Source organism: Patescibacteria group bacterium, from assembly GCA_028707495.1.
GTDB lineage: Bacteria > Patescibacteriota > Patescibacteriia > UBA2591 > JAQWAS01 > JAQWAS01.
Window position 1 is genome coordinate 17,455 of record JAQWAS010000006.1, and the last position, 23,874, is coordinate 41,328.

Sequence of the window (23,874 nt, forward strand, 5' to 3'; positions counted from 1 at the left end):
TAAATTGGCTGATTTTTTATTTAAAAATTATTTGATAATATTTAAAAATTCTTTAATTAATTTATTAGTTTTTTCATTTAAATAATAAAAATCTTTCCATAAAACAACGATATCAGCATTATTTAACACAGAACTTTTAATTTCTTGAATTGTATCGCCACCAGCTACAGAAATAAAAATTTTATTATAACTACCTTTAATTTGTTTAATTTGATAATAGGGAATTAATTTTTCATTATTTTTTGTTTCGTCAACTCCTCTATGCAAGATAACTGCATCGGGCAAAGTTTTTAGTTTTTTTAAAATTAAAAGAGGATTTTCAACATTCATCATATCAATCATTGAATCAATATGATAATGGTCACATAATTCAATAAATTGTTTGATAGTTTCAATTGGTGCTACGCCTAAACAAGTAATAGCATTGGCACCGGCTTGAGCAAATAATTCTACTTCTCTATAAGCAAGATCGGCACACTTAGTATCAGCAACAAAATAAGAAGATGGGGCCACTTTTTTTAAGGTTGCTACGGCAAGTGCGCCATAAATTTTAATTAAAGGTGTTCCAATTTCAATTAAAATTCTTGGTGAAATAGGCAATTTAGAAATAATAGCTTGTGCATTATTTAAATTACTATTGAGAGCAATTTGAATATATTTTTGGTGTCTTTGTAACATAATTATTATTTAACAAAAATTAATATTTTAATGTTTTAAGAAATTCTTTAGCTAGTTGGCTTGTTTGTTTAGAATTATTATTGAATAATCGCCAAACAACAGCAATATTAGCATCATTAAAAATAGCACGTTTAACTTCTTTAATATTTTCGCCTCCAGCAATGGAAATTAAAACACGATAGGTTGCTTTAATTAAGTGAATTTGATGATAAGGAATTTGTTTTTCTCTATTATTAGATTCATCAACTCCTCGATGAAGAATAACAACATCAGGAATTAATTTTAATTTTTTTAAAATTTCAAAAGGAAATTCAACATTCATCATATCAATCATTGAATCAATATTATGTTTAACACAATTAGAAATAAATTCGTTTATTGTTTCAATTGGAGCTAATCCTAAACAAGTGGCCGCCTGAGCGCCAGCGCGGGAAATTGACGCGATTTCTCGTGAACCACGATCCATACATTTTAAATCAGCTACAATATATCCTGGTTTGCCAAGTTTTTTTTGCCAATAATTTTTAAGATAAACAATGCCCTGTTCGCCATAAGTTTTTATTAAAGGCGTACCCGCTTCAATTAAAATTCTATCTGAAGTTGGTAAAGAATCAATCATTTGTTTAATTTCATCTAAAGATTGATTAAAGGCAATTTGCAAATAAGTTTTTCTATGATTAAGAGTCATAAATTTTTTGAAATTTATTGATTATCAAAAATAAATTATTAATACTTTATTATATAATATTTTTTGTTTTTGTGCATTTTTAACAAAAGAAAAATCACCGGCGTAGAGTCGGTGATTTTATTCTCTTAGCTCAATAAGCATACAAGCATAGAGATATAAATTGACAAGAGTTATCCAACGGTGATTATAAATCGATGCGCCTATTTGGCTATACCGATTAGCTTCTTTAAAAATTTTTTTACGGAGTTCTCTAACAGTATTTTTTAATTGTTCGAGAGTCATTATCTCAAGCAATTTTTCATTTAAAGTATCAAGATCCATTTATCCTCCTTCATTTTTATTTTAACCTTACCAAATTTTAATTTTTATGTCAAGGGTAAATAAAAAAACCGTTTATATAAAAACGATTAATCTTAAAAATAAAAATTAAAACAAATTACCAGGCCTTATTAACTTCTACATCAGTATAAAAATATTTAATAATTTCTTCAAAATTCATATCGCGATTTTTAGCCATATCCCAAGCGCCCCAAGCGGACATACCGACGCCATGGCCAAAGAGTTCTTCGCCATCATCGTAAGGCACATATTTGGGTTGAATCCAAGGCTTATCACTACCGCCCCAGACTTGAGACCAAAGTTTAGTCATGCCATCACTGCGAGCGAAATAGGGCGTGATAGCTATTTGATTATTATAAGTTGCAACTAAACCTTGAGTATTTTCAACAGCTTGAACAACATTGGGGGACATTAATTCACGATCATAGCCACGATAATATTGATCGCCCGGATGTGAAGTTAAAGTAAAATGACGAACTTGATGGCGGGAAGGATTTAAAATGTTATACAAGGCATAGGTGCGTTCAGCAATAGTCATTGATTCGAGATAGGCCATGGGATTGACATTGCCAGTTTCAGCCATACCCTTTAAATAATCCTCCATTGTTAATTCGTTAATTACCCAAAATTTATTATTATCTTGAGGAACGTAGCGTAATTCTAATTTGCCACGAAAACGAGAATAGACACCCCATTCGTCACGAGTTTTGTTAGTCGTAATTTCTAAAATAGTGTTGTCTAGTGGAATAAAGCGTAGGTATTTGTCAGTCATTAAAATACGTTTACCGCCGACATTTACCATATAACGTTGAATATCAAAGTCAAAAATAATTTCTGTTTCTTCGCCTTGTGTCTGAGTAAATAAAAGATTGTTTTCAGCGTCAAAAACTTGATAAGGACCATTGCCAGTAATTTTGACTGGATCTTCAGTTGAATATAAACCAATACGAATGTCAGGTTCTGAGTTGACCAAATTTAAAACTGGAAATTCGTTGAGGTCTTTTTTTTCATAACGCGTAGGGTTAAAGCGTGGTTCTTCGATTGATGGTTGAGTTTCATTTTCGGGCAGAGACGAAATTTCTTCATCTGGGGTAGAATTATTTTCAGCAATAATTTCAGCTTGGTCGGGAGTTTCGGGGACTATAATAGTTCGCGGGGCATTGGGATCCTCAATTTTAATAACTAATTCTAAAGTTCCACCTTGAATCCAGTCTATACCTTTGGAGGCGATTTGGAAATTTTCAACATACAAACCTTCTTGTTCTGGTGCTTGAATAGCAAAACGAAATAAACCGATTTCGCCGGGTTTAACCGTTGTTGTTGTCATGCGAGTCGGGCAATAATAAGATGGCCAAAAGTCATGTTGAAAAGTGCTGTGGCGACCATAGGGTTTAGCTAAATTTAAAGCCACTAAATTATCTCCAGAGTTGCGCCAAGTAGCCGTGCCAGTGTTTTTAAATTTAACCCAAAAAGTAAAGCCTTTGCCGGGCGTTAAATTAATAACATAAGGATAACTTTGTTCGACGCGTTGAGCGGTGTAGGAGGCGGCTTGAATTGGTTTTAAAAAAGAAAAACCACCTACAAATGAGGTGTTAAAAAATAAAACCAAGACACAAAATTTAAGGCCAATTTTAATAAACTTTTTGAATTTTTGTTTTTGACTACGACAAAGCATGGGATAAACTCTTACACTTATATTGTAGCATGGATGAAAAAATAACACAATAGTTAATTAGAAATAATAAACTATTGACTTAGTGAGTTGAAAATCTAAAAATATCAATTGAAACGATAAAATAAAAAGAGCCATTGCGAGGAGCGTAGCGACGAGGCAATCTCTTACGAAATAGAATTTAATGCGTTGATTTACGGGATTGCCACGTCGTCGGATTACCTCCTCCTCGCAATGACACTTCGGAAGTAAGATTGCCGCCTGCCTGCGGCGGGCAGGCGTCGTTCGCCGAATTGGCAAACTCCTCCTCACAATGACACACATCTAAAGTGTCATGCTGAACTTGTTTCAGCATCTGTAGTTGGATTAAAATTTGTTATTTTAAATAGACATCATGAGTGTTTACAGATCCTGAAATAAATTCAGGATGACAAAAGACAAATTCAGAATGACATCGATAATCAACAAAAAGTGCAATAAGTGTGTACACATTACCAATATACCTTGACAAGAAATTTAATTTATGCTAGAATATAGATAGATAATAATTATGGTTCTTTGATATAATATTTAATTGCGAAAAGAACAGACTGTTAATGCGGTTGGTTGGTTATCTGACTGATTGCCTTAGTGGTCTACTCTTTTCGCAATTATACAAAACAAGTTTTCCAAGGAGGAAAGATGGAATGGTGCAAGCAAGACGGTATCATTTATTTCACTGTCACTAGTGACACGACCGGCGAAGGGTGGATCGAGCGTTTCAAAGACCAAGGATTCGATGTTAGCGATTACGCCCAAGGCGTACTTCGTTCACCGGATTTCAAACCGACGAAGGGAGTGACAAGAAAAATTGCTATCATCATGGGTACAACCTGGGATCATTATAGAGATAGGACCACCAAAAACATCCGTGCCAAGGCATCAGAGCTTGGCTTTACCACCCCAAGTGGTGAAGTCGCCTGTCTTATCAAAGAGCAATTCTCTGACGAGAAGATTAAAGCCATGGGTCTTTACTGGATTGTCACCATGCACGAGCCCATTTATGTTAACGGCGATCCGTTGCTACTCGACGCTAGCATCTCCCGGGTGGTCACGTACTATGGCAATCCCGACAGGAGGTGGAGCCGTGGCGATGGGTTCGCTTTCGAGGTCCCGCAAGTTTCTGGCTCTTAAGCCTTGGATCTTTGAGCTGTTGAACTTGGAATTTTAGCCCTTGGCTATTGTCGGGGTTATGCGGGGCGCAATACAATACAAATTGCGCCCCTTTTTTATTTTCAATAGCTAAAAAGACGGATATGAGATATAATGAAATATAAAACAATTTAAGTTGTCATTCCCGCGTAGGCGGGAATCCAGGGTTAACAACTTTTAACTTTTTATAGAATAAGCCATATTTAATTTAAAGAGATTTTTTAAATTAAAGTATTTATTTAATCAATCCTGGATCCCCAATTAGGGATGACAATAAATTAATTTTTAATTTTTGAGATTTAATTTTTAATTTATTCAATGTCTTTGACTCGTAAAATAGCACACCAGACAATTATTCAGACTTTGGGTAAGGTTTTTGGTTTGGTAATTGCTTTGATTAGTATTGGTTTAATCACGCGTTATTTGGGAGCTGAAAAATACGGCGTGTATACGGCGGTTTTAGTTTTCCTAAATTTATTTGGCGTGTTGGCTGATTGGGGCTTACATTCAATGTTAATTCAGTTTGCCAGTCAGCCCGGTACTGATTTAAATAAAATTTTCAACAACATTTTTACTTTAAGGGTTTTATTACTGATTGGGTTTTTGTTTTTAGCCATCGTTGTCGGTTGGTTAATTCCTGTTTATTCTTTAGAGATTAAAATTGGGATTACGACGTCCTGTTTAGTTTTGTTTTTTGTCTCAGTTAATCAACTTTTAACCGCAGTTTTCCAACTTAAAATTAAAATGCAGGCCGTAGCTTGGGGAGAATTTTTAGCCAAATTGACTGGTTTAATTTTTATTATAATCGCTATCTTTTTAAAATTAAATATTTATTTTATTTTATTAAATGTAGTTTTGGGTGGTTTGGTGAGATTTTCAATTTTATTTTTTAAAGCTAAAAAATATATTCAATTTAAATGGCAATTTGACTTTGATTTATGGAAAAAAGTTTTAAATAAAACATGGCCATTAGCCTTATCAATTGTTTTTAGTATGATGTATTTTTTAATGGATACAATTATTCTATCTTGGACTCAACCAAATTTTGACGTTGGGATTTATGGCGCGAGTTATAAAGTTTTAGAAAATTTAATTGTTTTTCCAGTGATGTTTATTGGTTTAGTTTTTCCACTTTTGAGTCAGAGTTGGCAAAATCAAGATTTAGAAAAATTTAAGCATGTTTTGCAAAAAGCTTTTGATTTTTTAATCATCATTGTTACGCCTTTAATTTTTGGCGGTTATTTAATTGGTAATAAATTAATGGTTTTTGTTGCCGGATCAGAATTCTATCTATCTGGTGAAGTGCTTAAAATTTTATTATTAGCTGTTGGTTGGCTGTTTGTGGGGCAATTATTTGGTCATACGATCATTGCCTTGGATTTACAAAAGAAAATGATGTGGTGTTATTTAATTATTGCGATTATGAGTTTAATTGGCTATAGTATTTTAATTCCACGTTATTCATATTTTGGCGCAGCTTGGATGACAGTCGGAGCTGAAATGTTGATGGTAATTTTAAGCAGTCTGTTAATTTTTAAAAAAACGCATTGGCTACCCGAGATTAAAACATTATTTAAAAGTTTATTCGCCAGTTTGATTATGGCTGGGGCGATATATTTAATTTTAGATTTAAATTTGTTAATTAATTTAATAATTGGAATTATAGTTTATTTTAGCATCTTATATTTAATTGGTGGTGTTAAGAAGCAAGTTTTGCAAGAGATATTGAGGTTGAAGTATAATACCAATGACACTAATTAAATACTAATGACACTAATAGATATAATATTATGACTTTATTTATTTTATTAACATTGTTATTTGCTTTATTTATTTTTTTGAGTTGGCAAAATATTCAGTTAGCCTTGGGCTTATTATTTTTATGTTTGCCAAGTTATTTGATTCGATTTAATGTCGGATTTTTGCCGACGACAGTTTTAGAATTGATGATTTTAGCCATTTTTTTAACTTGGTTAGTTAAGAAATTGATTCGACATGAGCGAGTTTTAATTATAAAAAAATGGTTTTGGATTATTTTAATGTGGCTGTTGGGTGCGACCTTGGCTTTATTAGTTTCGGCTGACTTAAGGGTGGCGGCTGGGATTTGGAAAGCTTATTTTATAGAACCAATTATAATTTTTATAATTTTAATTGATGTTATTCAAAAACGTCGAGACATTAATTTAATTATGCATTTTTTAAGCGTAAGTGTGGTTAGTGTTGCACTTTTAGCGATTTATCAAAAAATAACGGGTTGGTTAGTACCGATCGAATTTTGGCAAGATGGGCGGATGACGAGTTTTTTTGGTTATCCCAATGCAATTGGTTTATACGTGGCGCCAATAGTTATTTTACTTTTGGCTCAGATTAAAGAAATTTTTAAAAATAAAAAAGATTTAAAATGGGGAGTCTTTTATTTAATAACTATTATTTTGGGCATTATCAGCTTAGTTTTAGCAAAGTCGGAGGGGGCAGTAGTTGGCTTGTTGGCCGGAATTATTTTTTTAGCTTTATTAAGTGGGCCTAGAGAAAGAAAAACCATTTTAATTATAATAATTTTAGCAATTTTAATGATAAGTTTTTATCAGCCTTGGCAAGAATATGCTAGAGAAAAAATAACTTTAAACGATTTGTCTGGTCAGATTCGTCGCCAACAGTGGAAAGAAACCTGGCAGATGTTGCAAGATGGCCGAATTTTAAGTGGTTCGGGTCTAGCCAGTTATCAGATAGCTATTGAACCTTATCATCAGGATGGGATTTTTTTTAACGCTGAGAAAGACCCTGATTTTAAGCGCAAAATAATTTTATTTAGCGATGAATATAAGGCGGAACACTGGCAACCGGTAGAAATTTATTTATACCCGCACAACATAATTTTAAATTTTTGGACTGAATTGGGTTTGGCCGGATTATCAATTTTTATTTTGTGTCTTTTGGAATTTTTTAAAACTGGTGGATTAATTTTGAAAAATAAAAAAAATTATTTAGTTATCGGCTTGATGGCTAGTATGATTGTTATTTTAATTCATGGCTTAGTGGATGTACCGTATTTTAAAAATGATTTAGCTATTTTATGGTGGCTATTTATTGGTTTAATAACAATTTTAGATATTAAATATCAAACGCGTTATGAAAATTAGATTACAAAAATTTTTATCACAAGCCGGCTGTTGTTCGCGTCGGCAAGCAGAGGAATTAATCCAACAAAAAAGGATTAAAATTAATAACCAAGTGGCACGGCTAGGCGATAAAGCAGAAATTAACAAAGACGAAGTTAGGTTTGATGAGCGTGTTATAAAATTGACTTCGAACTTAATTTATATTAAATTAAATAAACCTAGGGGATATACTTGCACGCACGGTAAATTTGAAAAAGAAAAAAATATTTTTGAATTAATTAATCTTAAAGAAAAATTATTAATTGTTGGTCGTTTAGATCGAGAGAGTCGTGGTTTAGTATTATTAACGACAGATGGTGAATTGATGCAACAAATTACGCATCCGAGTTATCGACACGAAAAAGAATATATAGTTAAAATTAGCCAAAAAATTACCGAAGAAGAAATTAAAAATTTAATCCGAGTTTTTAGGGCTGGACTAGATTTGGGACCCGATTTTGGGAAAGTAAGAGTTAAAAATATAGAATATTTGAAACAAAGTCAATTTAAAATAATTTTAATCCAAGGTAAAAAACGACAAATTCGCCAAATGTTTCAAAAATTAAATTACCAAGTTGCTGATTTACAAAGAATTAGAATAAAAAACATCAAATTAGAAAAATTAGCAGAAGGTAAATGGCAATATTTAACTCAAACAGAAATTAATAATTTAAAAAAATAATTTAATTTAAAAATTATGAATATAACAAAAATTTTTCCTCAAAGTTTTCTGTGTGCACTCGGTACGACTGCGTATATAATTTTAGTAAGTTTAATAATGAATAAGGGCGAACAAATTTTTGGTCAGACAGATGGTGTGGCTGGTCCAATAGCTTTTTTGCTTTTGTTTGTTTTTTCAGCGGCTCTGACTGGAAGTTTAGTTTTGGGTAAGCCGGTTTTACTTTATTTAGATGGAAAAAAGAAAGAAAGTATCCAGATGTTTTTAACAACTTTGGGTTGGTTATTAATTATGACGATGCTAGCGTTAGTGTTGAGCGTAGCTTAACTAATTCAAAAAATAAGGAGAGGTCGCATAGTTGGTCGATTGCGCTGGTTTCGAAAACCAGTAGACTGTAAAGTCTCGAGGGTTCGAATCCCTCCCTCTCCGTTTTTAGGGTTTTATTAAAAAATTTTTATGTCCCAATACTACAAAATCCCACGCGATTCAAGATGGAACTTTGACCCCAATCAAAAAAATAACTTTAAACTAAGTCGCTCTAAATTGGCTTTATTTTTAGAATGTCCACGTTGTTTTTATCTTGATAATCGTTTAGGTCTTAAACGACCAGCGGGTTATCCTTTTAATTTAAATTCGGCCGTGGATTATTTATTAAAAAAAGAATTTGATATTCATCGAGCTGAAAAAAAACAACATCCTTTACAGGAAAAATATGGCCTTGATGCTCGGCCGGTAGCACATGAAAAATTAGACGTTTGGCGTGAAAATTTTCAAGGTGTTGAATATTTACACCCTGAAACTAGTTTATTAATTACCGGTGCGATTGATGATTTGTGGATTAATTCCAAAGGAGAATATATCGTGGTAGATTACAAGGCCACTTCAAAAAATGATGAGATTACAGAATTAGATCAAGATTGGCAAGATAGTTATAAACGCCAGATGGATATTTATCAATGGTTGCTACGTCGAAACGGACTTAAGGTTTCAGATACAGGCTATTTTGTTTATTGTAATGGCCGAACCGACACAGAAGCTTTTGATGCCAGATTAGAATTTGATGTGACTTTGGTACCATATAAAGGCGATGACAGTTGGGTCGATAAAGCTATTTTAGATGCTTATGAATGTTTAATGTCTAACCAAATTCCAGAATCTAATTCTGAATGTGATTATTGTCTTTATCGTCAAACAATTCAAAAATATCTTAAATAAATATGATGGATTTGTTTAAAGAAATTTTAGAAAAATATAATTTAGAATTTAAAAAAGATCATCCAGAAATTGAAATTAATGGTAGCCCTGAACGTTGCCAGCAACGTTGGGTAATTGAAGATCAAGTGGGTGATTTTTTTATTGTTGAAAAAATTTTTAATCATCAAGTTAACCGTCGAGAATATATCAGTCAAAATTTAGAAAAATTAAATCAAGCTGGTTTAGATAAAATTGAATTATATTTAACAAATAATCAGAATGAGTTTATAACTCAAATTAACAAAGACTGGTGGCAGATTAAAAAATATATTTTGGGCGTAGATTTGCAACGTCCAGATTATTTAGATGACAGCTGGCGTGGTCAAGTTTTGGCTGACTGGTATTTAGAATTTAGTCAAAATAGTTCAAAATTAAACACAATTCCTCAAGCGGTTTTTTCTATTAAAACTTATATTTATGAATTAATTGAAGGGCTTAAAAAATATCAGCCTAAAGTTTTGAATCAGATTGAACCTGTTTTGAATTTTTTGAACCAAAAGTTTATGTTACAACATGATAAATTAACCAAGAGTTTTTGTCATGGTGATTGGCATGTGTTAAATATAATTTGGGGAGAACAAGAAATTAAAAAAGTTATTGATTGGGAATTTTGCGGTTGGAAACCGCAAGTCTATGATTTAGCTAATATGTTAGGTTGTTTAGGAGTTGAACATCCAACGGCTTTTCAAAGAAAATGCGTTTTAAGTTTAATTCAAAAAATAAAAGGGTCTAATTTATTTAATAAATTAAGCTGGCAAATTTTACCAGAATTTATTTTAGCCTTGCGTTTTGCCTGGTTGGCTGAATGGTTGAGAAAAAATGACCAGCCGATGATTAAATTAGAAATAGATTATATGTTTTGGTTAAAAGCTAATGTTGATAAATTAATTGATTAAGAGTTTACTCTTTTTTGTTTTTTATCTATAATATATATATGAATAAAAAAATTACCAAAGCGGTTATACCCGTGGCCGGTTTCGGTACGCGATTTTTTCCAGCTACCAAAGCTCAGCCCAAACAAATGTTGCCAATTTTAGATAAACCAGTTATTCAATATATTGTTGAGGAAATGGTAGAGTCTGGAATTAAACAAATTATTTTAGTAACCGGTGCTGATAAAAGAGCCATTGAAGATCATTTTGATTATAATGATGCTTTGGCTCTTCATCTAGAAAAACAGGGCAAAAAAGATGTTTTAGAGCAAATGGAAAAAATTTCAAACATGGCTGACTTTATTTATGTGCGCCAAAAGGGTCCCTACGGTAATGGCACACCATTATTAAACGTTCAAGAAATAATCGGCGATGAACCTTTTATCTGTGCTTTTGGCGATGATGTTTTTATGGGAGAAAAACCAGCTGTTCAGCAAATAATCGAAGTATATAATCAATATGGTGGAAGTGTTATTGGATCTTTTAGAGTTGATCAAAATAAAGTTAATCAATATGGGGTTTTGGATGTTGAAAAAAAAGAAGATAAAATTTATCAAATAAAAGATATTGTTGAAAAACCATTAGTTAAGGATGCTCCCTCTAATTTAGTTGTAACTGGTCGGTATTTATTTACTCCAGATATTTTTAAAGCATTAAAAGAGATTCAACTTGATGGGGGAAAAGAATTGTGCGTTTCAGATGCAATTGATATTTTATTGGGCCAAAATAAGCCCTTTTATGCTCGAGAAATTGATGGAACATATTATGATTGTGGCAATAAGTTTGAATTTTTAAAGGCCATCGTGGATGTTGGTTTGCAACGGCCAGAATTTAAAAAAGATTTAATTGATTATCTAAAAGCTAAAATATAATCTATAAGTATGATTAAAAAACATTGGAGTAAAATTTTAGTTATTTTATTATTAATCGTTATTATGACGGGTGGATTTAGATGCAAGACAACTTCGCAAGAAGTCAGAGAGGCGATGAAGCCGGTTAAATTAATTTATTGGGGAGTTTGGGACACGCCCGAAGCCATCAATTTTTTAATTAATGATTATCGAGTTTTACATCCGCATGTTTCAATCGAATATAGAAAATTAAGAAACGAAGAATATGAACAAGCCTTAAAAGAAGCTTGGTTAGATGAACGTGGTCCGGATATTTTTGCCATTCCAATTACCTGGTTAGAAGAATATAAACATCGATTATTGCCCTTACCAGATAAAATTACGATGCCATACGTTCAATTGGTTGGACCGTCGTGTAAACGTGAAGAAGAAGTTGTTTTAAAAACTCAAGCTAGTTTAAATTTAGGTGATATTCGCCAAAAATTTGTTGGCACAATTTATGATGATGTGGTTGAGGGCGAGCAGATTTATGGATTACCATTAAGCTTAGATAGCTTAGTTTTATATTATAATCGTGATTTGTTGAATACAGCTGGTATCCCTCAACCACCAACTAATTGGACAGAATTTAAAAATCAAGTTCAAAAATTAACTTTTCAAGATGAAAAGGGCAATATTGTTCAGGCTGGGGTGGCCTTGGGTACGGCTAATAACGTCAGAAACGCGACAGATATTTTATCCCTATTAATGATGCAAAATGGAACACCGATGATTCAAGGCAGAAAGGCGACTTTTAATTTACCCTCAACTCAACGAGAAGGCTATTATCCTGGAGAAGAAGCTTTACGTTTTTATACAGATTTTGCCAATCCAGCTAAGGAAGTTTATACTTGGAATAGTCAAATGCCAGATTCTTTAGACGCTTTTATTGAAGGTCGCGTAGCTTTCTATTTTGGTTATTCGTATGATTTGGCGACTATTCAATCTCGAGCACCTAAGTTGAATTTTAGTATCACTACCATGCCTCAAATTAAAGATAGCTTGCAAAGCGTGAACAGCGCTAATTATTGGATTCAAACGGTTTATTGGAAAACGGAACATGCCAATGAGGCTTGGGATTTTATTCAATTTATGGCGACGAATGAAGATTCGATTAAAAAGTATTTAGATGTTGATCATCGTCCAACGGCTTTGAATAGTTTATATAATCAACAAATTGAGGACTATGATTTGCGACCATTTGTAAAACAAATTTTAACTGCCCAAACTTGGTATAACGGTCAAAATTATCCAGTAGTTGAAGAGGCTTTTAAAGAAATGATTAATAAAGTTTTACGTGGTGAGGCGACGATTAAACAAGCAATTCTATATGGAGTAGGGGCAGTAAATTTAACATTTTAGAAAATTCAAAATAAAAAATTAAGAGATAAGATGATATCTAAAAATTATAAAATCATAATTTCAATTCTATTGTTGTCGTTATTTTTTTTACCACAAGTTTCTCAAGCTAAATTATTGCCAACACCAACCGGCAGTTGTCCAAATAATTTAAGTTGTGTTGACGGCAAATGCAGTGGTACTACCTTAGAATGTAATTACACTCTAGATGATATTTTAAGAGGCTTTGTAGATTTTAGTGAGTGGTTATTAAAAATTTTAGGAACCATTGCTCTGCTAATGTTTGTAGTTGGTGGGGCAATGTATTTAACGTCTGGTGGCAATGAAGAAAAAGTCAAACAAGGTACGGCTATTTTAAAGGGAACAATTACGGGTATTATAATTGCTTTATTGGCTTGGACAATTGTGCATTTTGTTTTAGTAATTTTAAATGTAGACCCCAAATATCAAGCCGGTCTAACTGGAGCTGGGGTAAGTGATGCTTGCGGAACCACACCGGCAACATCTGGTTACGATTGTATGGAATTGACTTCATGTAACCTACCTAGTGATTTAGATTATTGTCGGATTGATAATCAATGCTATCGAGGAATGTGTATGAGTAATTCGAGTCAGACGGTTGTGTGTTGTAAGCCGTTATCAACTTGTGGGAGCGGTAGTCGTCAATATTGTTTTTGCCGAGAAAATTGTTTGGGCACGGATGAACATTTGTCGAGCAATGATAGTGATTGTAATTCTGGTCAGTGTTGTTGTTTAAATTATCTTCCATAATAAATAAAAATATATGACATATAAAAAAATTATCATTGGTATTATATTAAGTCTGTCATTTTTTAATTTTTTAATTATACCAATTTTAGCACAAACGAATGCTTCGCCAAGTACAGTATCAATATCTAATCCAATTCCAGAAAATGATCCTAAAATTTTAGTTGGTAAAATCATTAAGGCCTTTTTGGGATTTTTGGGCACAATTGCTTTGGTAATGGTTATTTACGGTGGCTTTATGTGGATGACGTCAGCCGGTAATGAAACTAAAATTGAAAAGGGTAAAAATACTTTATTGTGGGCAGTCATTGGTTTGGCGACAATATTTTTAAGTTATACTATTCTAACAATGGTTTTTAATGCTCTAGAAGGAAAACCGATTTTTGGTTAAAGATCGGCTTGTTGTGGATAGTTTTTTTGTGGTATAATAATTTAATAGTGATAATAATTAATAATATCTTTTAAAAATTTGTCTAGATTAAGGTTATAAATTAGAATCCGTTTGGGGAGGTTTAATGTTAATCAACATTGCCCACCTGAGGCGGACTAATAATTTGTAACTAAATCAAAGATTTAGACAAATTATTAGAAAGGGGGTGAAAATATGAAAATTACAAAAAAACATTTATTAGCTGGTGTCTTTTCTGTTTTTGCGATAAGTATGTTAGTTGTGCCAGCAGTTTTGGCACAGAATATGCCAAATTTGCCTAATAGTCAATATGCAATTAGTAATTTAGAGAATCAACAAGATATTATGAATAGAATAGAAGGTATAATTAATTCTATTTTAGCCTTCTTGGGATTTATAGCCGTTATTATTATGTTAATTGGTGGTTTTTTGTGGATGACAGCTGCTGGTAATGAAGAAAAAGTAGAAAAAGCCAAAAAAACTATTGGTGCGGGCGTAATTGGTTTAGCTATTATTTTATTATCTTGGATTATAGTCAGAATCGTTTGGTTAATTTTGATAAATCAATGGTAAAAGAATATTAAATGAAAATCGAATTTAAAAAAATATTAATTATAATATTTATTCTATTGATTTTACCAATCACAGTTTTGGCTGATAATTATGGACTTGATGTAACAGCGAACGTGGCTGGTTTAAAAAATGCAGATATAGATGTTATGGCCAGAACAGAAGAGATCATAAATGCTATTTTGGGTTTTTTAGGCTTTATAATGGTATGTTTAATAATATATAGTGGTTTTATGTGGATGACTTCGACTGGTAATGAAGAAAAAATTACTAAAGCTAAAAATACATTGAAAGCGTCTATTATCGGTTTTGCTATTATTATGCTAGCCTGGGTAATAATTACGGTTGTTTGGGGTGTCTTAGTCGGCGAACCAATTTTTAGTGGAGGTACGGGTGTGACCGGTGGAATAAATGTACCTCACTAAAAAGTAATTAGTATAAAAAAAATAACAGATTGAATTTAATCTGTTATTTTTTTATTTAAAAATTATTGGATTTGGATTTTTAATCTTATAGTTTCTTTTAAATATTGTAAAATGGTTTTTAGTAAATTGACTCGACTATGACGAATCTTTTTATCAGCGTTATCAGACCATTCAACAGAGATTTCTTGTATTTTATAATTAAGTTTTATAGACCGGATTAATAGTTCCGAGTCAAAGAACCATGAATCGTTTTTTACGTTTGGTAAAATATTTTTGATAATTTCATAATCGAAAGCTTTAAAGCCACAGGGATAATCGTTAATTTTAAGACCAAAAACCCAATTTATTATTATAGTATTTATTTTCGACAACAAAGTTCTTAACTGTGACCTATCTATTTTTGACGCAGTTAAATATCTAGAGCCAATAGTTATATTAGCCTTTTGTAAGATTATAGGTTCTATCAAATTTTTTAAATAAGACAAATCGGTTGCCAGGTCTGCGTCCATAAAACAATTGATACTGGCTGGATATTTATTCCAGGCAGTTCTGATAGCTAGTCCCTTGCCTTTATTGTTTGTATATGTGTATTTTATGTTTAAGTATTTTTTTTCTAAAATTTGAGAAATTTGACCGGTTTTGTCTGACGAATTATTGTCAGCAATTATTATTTGATAGTCATGAGAATATAAATTTTTCTGACAGAAATCTAATATTTTCAAAATATTCTGTTCTAAAATTTTTTCTTCATTATAAACAGGGACGACAATGGAAATTTTTTTCATTTATTTTTTAATTTAATTTTTTTTTGGGGTAAAAAGGTAATAATTGTGACAAGATGGACAGTCGCCGCCTATTTTTTCTTTCAATAAATAGTTATTTTTAATTAATTTAATAGTTGAATAATTGAATCTTCCCAAGATTCCATTTATTATTTTACTGTCGTCAAATATATTAGTTTCTAAGATAATAAGATTTAATTTTTGATCAACAATTTGATTATTGAAGTCATCTAATTTTTTAATATTTGATCTGTCGAGCTGAGAAAGCATAAAAATATCTATAGGGGTGCCTTTATTTGTTAATAAAGATAGTGTTGCGTTTTCACTGAAAATAGGTGCATTAACTTGATCTATTCTTTTTAAAGTTTCCAAATTAATATGTTTTAAATAATTTAAAAAAACATGACTATTTTTATAAAGATTTACAGGAATGCAAATAAGATCAAAAATTAAAATAGTTGATATAATGACTACGAAAATATTTTTATAATTGCTATATGTTACAAATTTAATTGTATCGTCAATAAATAAAGATGCACAGATTGAGAGAAAAATTATTATTTCAATAAAATAATTAGTATTAGATCCAAGTCTAACTAACGTTATAAATGTTAAAAAAAGGGATATAATGGCATAGATAATTAACAAGTAGAAAGATTTTTTATTTTTAAATAAGTTAATAAACAAAAAAGTTCCTCCAAATAGATAAATTAACAGGTCAATTAAGGCAGATTCGTGTATTCTAAATAAAACCATAGATAAATCCATAACAGAACCAGACGTTAAATATTTAAAAATGTGCAATGTAAATTGGTTTTGGGTAAGTAGATTTAAAACAACAATACCCGATAAAAGGGAAATAAAAAATATCGAGGTGAACTTAATTAGTTTTTTATATTCCTTGTTAATAAATAAATATATTATAAAAGCGACCGGAGCGGATATAAATGAGTGTTTAGTAAAAAAAGCTAAAACAAAAAATATTATTGATAGATATAACCAGTTTGATTTTTGATATCTCAATATGAGATAAAAACCTATTAAACTAAAAAGGACTGCCAGCGGATCAACCCTAACGAGTGATAACCAGACTAGAATAGTTTGCGATGAGTAAATTAAAAGAGCGGCAACAAGGGATGTGGTTTTTTTATTCGATAAAATGAATGTAATTTTATAAGCCAAGAAAACTATTAAAATTGAAATAATAAAGGAAAAGGTTCTGCCAGCTAAAAAATTTACTCCGAAAATTTTGACGAGTAAAGATAAAATAAAGATATGAATCGGTGGATAGTTAGTAGGTACGAAGAGAGGATCATCTAATTTGCCGTATATGGTTGTATCGAGATCAAAATTGGTAGCTTGATATAATTCTAAGCCTTCAGCATAGTCTAGCTGGTATGGATATAAAATTTGTTTTATAGATATAAAAACAAAAAAGCCAAAATTTATCAGTAAAATAAAAATAATTACATATTTTATTTTTTCTGCAATGGGTTGGTCTAAAAATTTTTTAATAATTCTCTGCATTTTTTATTTTGTAGATTTTAACTTCTAAGTCTTCATAGGCAAGTATAAATTTAGCATTATTATTTAAAACCTTATCGAGCTCTATGTGACGATTTTTTTCTAAAAAGATATAAGAAGAATTAAAATTGTTTTTTATAATTTCAGACAGATTGTAATCATTGATATCTAATTTTTTATTATTTTTAAAATTTTTTTTATAGTCAGTATTAATAGGTGGATTGCCCCACACAAGATTTTCCCATTGCCAATATAGATTTTTATCATAGTTATACATAAATGTTGGGTCTAAACCAACTAAATAATTATTTTGATCGTTGTGATAAAAGAGGGCGGGAAATTCGTCCCAGCAACTGTGGAAGATGGTTGATTTTAAAGGGGTGTTGTCTTTAAGCCATTGGCTACTGTATTTAAATTTATTTAAGTCAAAACCATTGGTAATATTTTTTTGAGTATCGATAATAACTCTAACTAAGCCAAAATAAACAAAAAACCCCATGCCGATAATCAAATAAATAGTTATTATAGATAAAATAAAACGTTGTGGTCCTAAAAAGCTATGCTTAATTTTTTGTATGATCGATTTATAATTGACGGTTGGCCAAAAATTATTTAAAGAGTAGCCAATGGCGAGAATAGTAAGGGGTACAAAATATTCTACATAGCGACCAGATTTTAGTGTTGCCAAACAAAAAATAATCGATAAAAATAACAAACTAAAAACTTTTTTAGATTTATTTCTTTGATTAGAGGACCAGATGAAAGAAAAAATCCATAGAATCATTATAATAATTAGTACATAAAGTAATGATAAGCCATTATATGGATACCACTCCATACCGACTGAAATTTTATTGCCATAATTTAAAATACCTATTTTAAAAATTTGTTGCCAATAAAAATTTATATTTTGTGGAAAATATGGATTAATTATTATTCCCAAAATCGATCCGGATAAGGTTGATAGGATTAATTTAATTTTTTGTTTTGCAAATAAGTTTTTAAAAGTTTCTGATAAAAATTTATTATAATCTTTGTAATTTGCTGATAACGAGATTATAAGACAATATATAATAGTTATAAAAGGTAAAAGTATCCAGCCGCCATAACTCCAAACATAAATAAAAGATAAACATAAAAGACTCCATGGCCTATTTTTAAATAGACAATAAATACCTATAAACAAAATTATCATTGATAGGGGTTGGGCTTTTGCTAAGCTCATGCGATATAACCAGGGAGAGGCAGTTAATAAAAGGCCAAGATATAACCAAGTTGGTTTTATTTTTAGTTTTTTTAGTAACCAATAAAAAGTCAAAACAGTTAAAGTTGATAAGATGATTACGGAAAATTTTATACCGATTAGTGGGTCAGGGAAGAGAGTAATAAAGGGGATTAAAATAATATGATAAAGTAAATGATGATCTACATATTTTTCACCCGTCACAACCGTATACTGTAACCATGGGAAATTTTTTATAATTCCCTGGTCTTTCATTAAAAGAGCCATTTTGGTGTGATAAAATGAATCGGGGTCGGTTAAAGTCGGTGAAATTTGAAAATAAGAAAAAATAGTTACACTAAAAAGTATGACTAGTAGGATTGGCAATAACTTATTTTTATAAAAAATATTTTTAATTGAAAGCATAAAGAATACTATTTCTATAGTTTAGTCTTGGTAAATAAAAATTGTTTTCTCCAAGCATGGGAGAGAAAATAATTAATATAATAAAAATCAGTTTAATTGTTACTGGCTGGTACTATTATGTCGAAAGTTTGTTTTCTTATAAGTCTGGGGGTCTATAATCTTGGTAATAATTGGAAATATTTTAAATTTAATTTATTACCCTTAAATTGCCTGAGTCTTCTTTTAAGATTTTTTTGTAGCGTGGATTTTTTTTGAGTGCTGGAGTGTTTTCATGTTCAACAACATAATAAGCAAAGCCTTGCATTTTTTTGACTAATTCATAATTTGCATGCCCTGGAAATTTAATTGGGTCTTTTTCTTCGAAATTAACTGGGCTGTCGTCAACAGTAGCAAAATATGTTTGGCCAGTATTGGCAAGAAGGTGGCCATATCCAGGTGGCATATAAATTTTTTGTCCTGGTTTTGTAATAATCGCTTTAAACTCTTCTACTACGTCAGCGATCATTTCTCCTTTTTTATTGGTAGCTAATTTTTGGAGGAGGGCGACACCTTCTCCAAAAATAATTTCATAATTTTCATCCAATTGTCCAACATGGTAGTGCCCATAAGTTTTAATGTATTCTCCTGAGATTGTGCCGGGTTCCCAAATGGTGATATTTTTTTGATCAGATCCTCCACGGATCATATAATAATGAATGATGGGACCTTTTCCTTTGGGGTCCATTAAAACCTCTTGCATTTTTTCATGTGTTCGCGCGGCGTAGTGTTTGGCGACATTAAGAAAATTGATATTCATATTTTTAATCAATTAAAGTTTTATATTTTTTGAGCAATGTCTTAAAATTATTTTTATAGAATTTAACGAGTTTATTATTTCAATTTAAAAATAAAAAAAGCCATGTGCTGGCGATTAATTTTTCTAATAAATTTTAAATTGTCGAGTTGATTTTTCATTTTTATTTTCGCATATTTATTATTTAATGTTATCATATGGCTAATTTTTTGTCCAATAAAATTATTTGTTTAAAATTCCAAAAATTTGCTAACTGAGTTTTATTTTGCTACAATATGTATGATTATAAATCAAATAAATTTATTTTATGTCAGGACACTCAAAATGGCACTCAATCAAGCATAAAAAGGGTGCAGCCGATGCTAAGCGGTCGGCGTTATTTACTAAATTAGCTCATACGGTGACGATTGCTGCTCGTCAAGGTGGCGGAGATATTGATATGAATCCCAAGTTAAGTTTGGCCGTAGAAAAAGCTAAGCAAGCCAATATGCCTAAAGACAATATTGATCGGGCTATTAAACGCGGGACGGGTGATGGTAGTGGTAATCAGGTTGAAGAAGTTTTGTACGAAATTTTTGGCCCAGGTGGCGTTGGTATTTTAGTTCAGGCGTTGACTAATAATAAAAATCGGACCGTATCTAATTTAAAACATATTTTAAGTAAGTATAATTCAACGTTAGCTGCTCAAAATAGTGTTCAGTGGATGTTTGAATTAAAAGGCGTAATTCGGTTAGCCGAGACAGAAATTAAAGATAGAGATGATTTAGAAATGAATTTAATTGAACAGGGAATTTTGGATATTATGAGCGAAGAAAATTATTTAGTTATTTATACTAAAATGGAGGATTTGCAAAAAATTGAAGCTTGGCTTAAAAATAATAGTTATCAAGTTGAATATGCTGAGATTGAATGGATTGCTAAAGAACTTATTGAAGTTGACGTAAACATAGAAGAAAAACTAAATAGATTATTAGAAAATTTAGACGAAGACGAAGATATTAGTGATTATTATACTAATGTGAAATAATGATTAGGTTATAGGTGAGAGGTGGTAGGTTATTTTTATTATCATTTATGTCCATCAGCTGGCGCATAGATTCCTGTAGCGTCTAGAGTTAATCATATCTAAACGTTGATTTAAGAATAGATACTTTAAAACGCTTTCCCCTCCTTACGAAGGAGGGGATAAAAGGGGTGGTTCTGTTTAAAACTTAGAATCAGAATCAACCACCCTCTGACCCTCTCCTTAAAAAGGAGGGGAGAATTAAATAAAGTAATTAAATATAAAAATGATTATTTTAGGGATAGATCCAGGTTTGGCGACACTAGGTTATGGTTTAATCGAAGTTGATAAAAGTGAATTAAAATATCTTAAACATGGTACGATTGAAACAGCTAAAAATGAAGATCATGTCCAACGTTTATCTCAAATCTACGATCAATTAAGCAAGATCATAAAAAAATATCAACCAGAAAAGGTAGCTGTTGAAGAGCTATTTTTTTGTAAAAACACAAAAACAGCTTTAAAGGTTGGTCAGGCAGTTGGCGTAGTCTATTTGTGCTTGGCGCAAAATAAATTACGATTAGAGAGTTATACGCCGTTACAAGTTAAACAAGCTATTAGCGGTTACGGTAATGCGAATAAAAAACAGATGCAAGATATGGTGAAAATAATTTTAAAATTAAAATCTATTCCACAACCAGATGATGCGGCCGATGGCTTAGCTTTGGCTTTATGTTGTGCTCAGAGTTTAAAATTTAAAAGTAGAATTAGAGAATAAATTTTTTAAAAAATAAAGCAGGCAACACATTGACGTGTTGCCTGCTTTATTTTTTAAAATAAAATAAAAATTTATTTATCGTCTAGTTTTAAACTCACAATTTTAGAAATACCATCTTGGCTCATGGTTACACCATAAAGAATTTCGCCGATTTCCATAGTATAACGATTGTGGGTAATAACAATAAACTGAGTTTTATGGGCTAAATCTTTTAAGATTTTAGCAAATTTATGAGAATTGTTTTCATCTAAGGCCGCGTCAACTTCGTCCAAAATTATAAAAGGTGGTGGATTAGATGAGATAATGGCGCAAATTAAAGCCAAAGAAGTTAAGGCTTTTTCTCCACCAGAGAGCATTTCAATATTTTTTAATTTTTTTCCTGGCGGAGTGGCGTGAATTTCGATTGATTTATAGCTGGTTTGATTGATGATTTTTAAGATTTTATCTAATGGAGTTTGCCTTTTACTAGTTTCGGAATCGAGTGTTTCGTCGGGTATATCTTGGCCGATTTGAAATTCAGGATCGAGTTCTTCATTTTCTTCTATAGTGGTCGTCTCTTCCTTTTTAAGAATTAATTCAGCTTTACCACCATCAAAAAAGCTAGTAAAAAATTTGTTAAACTCTTTATTAATAGTTTCAAATTTTTCTTCAAATTGATTTTTAATTTTTTGATTTAATTCTTTAATAATTTTTTCTAAAGATTGGATGGCCTGGTTAAGATCTTCAACTTGATGATTTAAAAAATCATAACGTTCTTTAATTAAAGTATATTCTTGAACGGTTTCTGGGTCGATACCACCAATAATTTCTAATTGGTGTTTTAATTTATAAATTTCACTTTTGATTTCTTCCGAGTTGGGTTGAGTTGTTGCTGGGCACTTTTTAATCTGATCAATATTTTTACCAACAAAATCTTGTTCAATTTCACGCATTAAATCTTCTTGTCTAACTTCAATGCGCGCCAAGTCTATTTTAACTTCATTGAGCTGACTATTAAGTTCATTAAGTTCAAATTGTTTTTGTTGGAGTTCTTCTTGTTGTTTAAAAAGCTGTTGATTTTTAGTTTCTTGGGTTTTATTAAAATCACTAATTTCCTGTTGAACATTTTTTAAATTATCTTGATTGGTTTGCAAATCCTGACTAATTTTAGCTAGTTGCTCATTAATTTTTTTATTTAATTCTTTTTGAGCCGAATTGTCTCTGGTTGGCGAAAGCTGTTGACTTAAAATTTTAAGCTGTTGATTATTTTTAATTAAAACCTGTTGAAGATTTTCTAAGCTTTGTTGGTTAATTTGGCTTAAAATTTTATCTTGAATTTCAATAATATTTTTTAAATCTTGAATAATTTTATTTAAAAGTTGAGGTGTTAGTTGGATCGAAATATTTTGAGTTGGAATTTGGATTAGCTGTGATTTTAATTCAAATTCTTTTTGGCGAAGCTGATTTTGTAAATCAATAATATGTTGATATTTCTCTTGAAGCTGATCAAAAAGTTGTGAGCGTGTTGGTTTGATTTTAATTTGGTCAATCTTGTTTTTAGCCTGATTGAATTCAGTTTGAGCCTGATCGATTTTTTGATTTAAATTATCAAAATTTATTTTCAACTTAGCTTGTTGTTGGTTAATTTGTTGCCACAAATGAGCATAGTAAGTTGTTTGGTAGCTTTCCAGCTCTTGTTCGATTTTTTCTCTTTTTTCCAAACGTTTAACCTGGCGAGTTAGGGAAGTTAATTGGGGAATAATTTCTTTTAAGGTTAATTGAGTTTGTTCTAAATTTTCTTGGACACTTTTTAATTTATTAATGGCTTTTTCTTGTTTAAATTGATATTGTTTTACACCAACAGCTTCGTTAAAATAATCACGTCTTTCTTGCGGGGTAGCTTTAATAATAGAATCTATTTCACCCTGGCTGATAATGCTGTAATTTTTTTGACCAAAACTTATTTTAGCTAATAAAAACAAAATATCCTGTAAACGTGATTTAGATTCATTAATTAAATATTCTCCCTCACCATTAAGATAAATACGTCGTGTAATTAATAAATTAGTATAATCAATAGCTTGGCGCTGAGGATTATCAATATCAATTGAAACTTCAGCCAAATTTTGGCGACTAGCCTTGTCGGAACCAGAAAAAATAATGTCAGTCGATTTTTTACCACGTAAATTTTTTAAACTTTGTTCGCCCAAGCCCCAGCGCAGAGCATCAACTAAATTAGATTTACCACTGCCATTTGGTCCGACAATACAAGTAACACCAGGTTTAAAATCTAACCTGGTTTTATTAGCAAAAGATTTAAAGCCTTTAATTTCGAGTCTTTGTAGATACATGAAT

Annotated in this window: 25 protein-coding genes and 1 tRNA gene; 16 read left to right on the forward strand and 10 right to left on the reverse strand. The window is 31.2% G+C overall.

Features of this window, described 5'->3' with window-relative positions:
• Window positions 1–27: 27 nt before the first annotated feature.
• From PHS07_02860 to PHS07_02880, 5 genes are all read right to left on the reverse strand, one after another.
• Complete coding sequence (locus PHS07_02860) at window positions 28–678, reverse strand: orotidine 5'-phosphate decarboxylase (protein ID MDD4607246.1); 651 nt, start codon at window positions 676–678, stop codon at window positions 28–30.
• 19 nt (window positions 679–697) lie between these two features.
• A complete protein-coding gene (locus PHS07_02865; protein MDD4607247.1) occupies window positions 698–1,366 on the reverse strand; it encodes an orotidine 5'-phosphate decarboxylase in 669 nt (222 codons plus the stop codon).
• A gap of 117 nt (window positions 1,367–1,483) precedes the next feature.
• The gene (locus PHS07_02870) at window positions 1,484–1,687 is read right to left on the reverse strand and encodes a hypothetical protein (protein ID MDD4607248.1); all 204 of its coding nucleotides are present in this window, start codon (window positions 1,685–1,687) and stop codon (window positions 1,484–1,486) included.
• 115 nt (window positions 1,688–1,802) lie between these two features.
• The gene (locus PHS07_02875) at window positions 1,803–3,380 is read right to left on the reverse strand and encodes a SpoIID/LytB domain-containing protein (GenBank protein ID MDD4607249.1); all 1,578 of its coding nucleotides are present in this window, start codon (window positions 3,378–3,380) and stop codon (window positions 1,803–1,805) included.
• Window positions 3,381–3,558: 178 nt separating this feature from the next.
• Complete coding sequence (locus PHS07_02880; protein MDD4607250.1) at window positions 3,559–3,732, reverse strand: hypothetical protein; 174 nt, start codon at window positions 3,730–3,732, stop codon at window positions 3,559–3,561.
• Between the two features lie 326 nt (window positions 3,733–4,058).
• On the opposite strand from PHS07_02880, the gene PHS07_02885 reads away from it, so the two are divergent.
• The 14 genes from PHS07_02885 (at window position 4,059) to PHS07_02950 (ending at window position 15,012) form a co-directional block, all read left to right on the forward strand.
• A complete protein-coding gene (locus PHS07_02885; protein ID MDD4607251.1) occupies window positions 4,059–4,550 on the forward strand; it encodes a hypothetical protein in 492 nt (163 codons plus the stop codon).
• Between the two features lie 336 nt (window positions 4,551–4,886).
• Window positions 4,887–6,329 (forward strand): flippase, encoded by a 1,443-nt coding sequence (locus PHS07_02890; protein MDD4607252.1) that lies wholly within the window; start codon window positions 4,887–4,889, stop codon window positions 6,327–6,329.
• Between the two features lie 29 nt (window positions 6,330–6,358).
• Window positions 6,359–7,708: an O-antigen ligase family protein gene (locus PHS07_02895; protein ID MDD4607253.1), complete on the forward strand. Its 1,350-nt coding sequence runs from the start codon at window positions 6,359–6,361 to the stop codon at window positions 7,706–7,708.
• Window positions 7,698–8,408 (forward strand): pseudouridine synthase, encoded by a 711-nt coding sequence (locus PHS07_02900; protein ID MDD4607254.1) that lies wholly within the window; start codon window positions 7,698–7,700, stop codon window positions 8,406–8,408. Before PHS07_02895 ends, PHS07_02900 begins: the two co-directional genes overlap by 11 nt.
• Before the next feature lie 15 nt (window positions 8,409–8,423).
• Complete coding sequence (locus PHS07_02905) at window positions 8,424–8,732, forward strand: hypothetical protein (GenBank protein MDD4607255.1); 309 nt, start codon at window positions 8,424–8,426, stop codon at window positions 8,730–8,732.
• A 16-nt stretch (window positions 8,733–8,748) separates the two neighbouring features.
• Window positions 8,749–8,834 (forward strand) — tRNA-Ser (locus PHS07_02910).
• A 27-nt stretch (window positions 8,835–8,861) separates the two neighbouring features.
• On the forward strand, window positions 8,862–9,620 hold the full coding sequence (locus PHS07_02915) for a PD-(D/E)XK nuclease family protein (protein MDD4607256.1): 759 nt from the start codon (window positions 8,862–8,864) through the stop codon (window positions 9,618–9,620).
• A gap of 2 nt (window positions 9,621–9,622) precedes the next feature.
• Entirely contained in the window at window positions 9,623–10,555 is a 933-nt protein-coding gene (locus tag PHS07_02920; protein MDD4607257.1) for an aminoglycoside phosphotransferase family protein, read from the forward strand.
• Window positions 10,556–10,593: 38 nt separating this feature from the next.
• The gene (locus tag PHS07_02925) at window positions 10,594–11,463 is read left to right on the forward strand and encodes a UTP--glucose-1-phosphate uridylyltransferase (GenBank protein ID MDD4607258.1); all 870 of its coding nucleotides are present in this window, start codon (window positions 10,594–10,596) and stop codon (window positions 11,461–11,463) included.
• A gap of 9 nt (window positions 11,464–11,472) precedes the next feature.
• Complete coding sequence (locus PHS07_02930) at window positions 11,473–12,843, forward strand: extracellular solute-binding protein (protein ID MDD4607259.1); 1,371 nt, start codon at window positions 11,473–11,475, stop codon at window positions 12,841–12,843.
• Between the two features lie 30 nt (window positions 12,844–12,873).
• Window positions 12,874–13,611 carry a pilin gene (locus PHS07_02935; protein ID MDD4607260.1) on the forward strand — a complete coding sequence of 246 codons (738 nt, stop codon included), beginning with the start codon at window positions 12,874–12,876 and terminating at the stop codon, window positions 13,609–13,611.
• A 13-nt stretch (window positions 13,612–13,624) separates the two neighbouring features.
• Window positions 13,625–13,999, forward strand: coding sequence for a hypothetical protein (locus PHS07_02940; protein MDD4607261.1), 375 nt, complete (start codon window positions 13,625–13,627; stop codon window positions 13,997–13,999).
• A 213-nt stretch (window positions 14,000–14,212) separates the two neighbouring features.
• Window positions 14,213–14,590 carry a hypothetical protein gene (locus PHS07_02945; protein ID MDD4607262.1) on the forward strand — a complete coding sequence of 126 codons (378 nt, stop codon included), beginning with the start codon at window positions 14,213–14,215 and terminating at the stop codon, window positions 14,588–14,590.
• 11 nt (window positions 14,591–14,601) lie between these two features.
• Complete coding sequence (locus PHS07_02950) at window positions 14,602–15,012, forward strand: pilin (protein ID MDD4607263.1); 411 nt, start codon at window positions 14,602–14,604, stop codon at window positions 15,010–15,012.
• A 62-nt stretch (window positions 15,013–15,074) separates the two neighbouring features.
• On the opposite strand, the gene PHS07_02955 is transcribed toward PHS07_02950, so the two are convergent.
• The 4 genes from PHS07_02955 to PHS07_02970 all read right to left on the reverse strand — a co-directional run bounded on the left by PHS07_02955 (window position 15,075) and on the right by PHS07_02970 (window position 19,762).
• Window positions 15,075–15,797, reverse strand: a complete 723-nt coding sequence (locus PHS07_02955) for a glycosyltransferase (GenBank protein MDD4607264.1) — start codon at window positions 15,795–15,797, stop codon at window positions 15,075–15,077.
• A 12-nt stretch (window positions 15,798–15,809) separates the two neighbouring features.
• Window positions 15,810–17,321, reverse strand: coding sequence for a glycosyltransferase family 39 protein (locus PHS07_02960; protein ID MDD4607265.1), 1,512 nt, complete (start codon window positions 17,319–17,321; stop codon window positions 15,810–15,812).
• Window positions 17,305–18,966 carry a hypothetical protein gene (locus PHS07_02965; protein ID MDD4607266.1) on the reverse strand — a complete coding sequence of 554 codons (1,662 nt, stop codon included), beginning with the start codon at window positions 18,964–18,966 and terminating at the stop codon, window positions 17,305–17,307. The genes PHS07_02960 and PHS07_02965 overlap by 17 nt, the downstream gene beginning before the upstream one ends.
• Window positions 18,967–19,153: 187 nt before the next feature.
• Complete coding sequence (locus PHS07_02970; GenBank protein ID MDD4607267.1) at window positions 19,154–19,762, reverse strand: glucose-6-phosphate isomerase family protein; 609 nt, start codon at window positions 19,760–19,762, stop codon at window positions 19,154–19,156.
• A gap of 304 nt (window positions 19,763–20,066) precedes the next feature.
• Between PHS07_02970 and PHS07_02975 the strand changes: the two genes are divergently transcribed.
• Window positions 20,067–20,786 carry a YebC/PmpR family DNA-binding transcriptional regulator gene (locus PHS07_02975; GenBank protein MDD4607268.1) on the forward strand — a complete coding sequence of 240 codons (720 nt, stop codon included), beginning with the start codon at window positions 20,067–20,069 and terminating at the stop codon, window positions 20,784–20,786.
• A gap of 262 nt (window positions 20,787–21,048) precedes the next feature.
• Complete coding sequence (ruvC, locus tag PHS07_02980; GenBank protein MDD4607269.1) at window positions 21,049–21,540, forward strand: crossover junction endodeoxyribonuclease RuvC; 492 nt, start codon at window positions 21,049–21,051, stop codon at window positions 21,538–21,540.
• Window positions 21,541–21,611: 71 nt separating this feature from the next.
• Here the strand turns inward: ruvC and PHS07_02985 are convergent, their stop codons facing one another.
• The gene (locus tag PHS07_02985; GenBank protein ID MDD4607270.1) at window positions 21,612–23,870 is read right to left on the reverse strand and encodes an AAA family ATPase; all 2,259 of its coding nucleotides are present in this window, start codon (window positions 23,868–23,870) and stop codon (window positions 21,612–21,614) included.
• Between the last annotated feature and the right edge of the window lie 4 nt (window positions 23,871–23,874).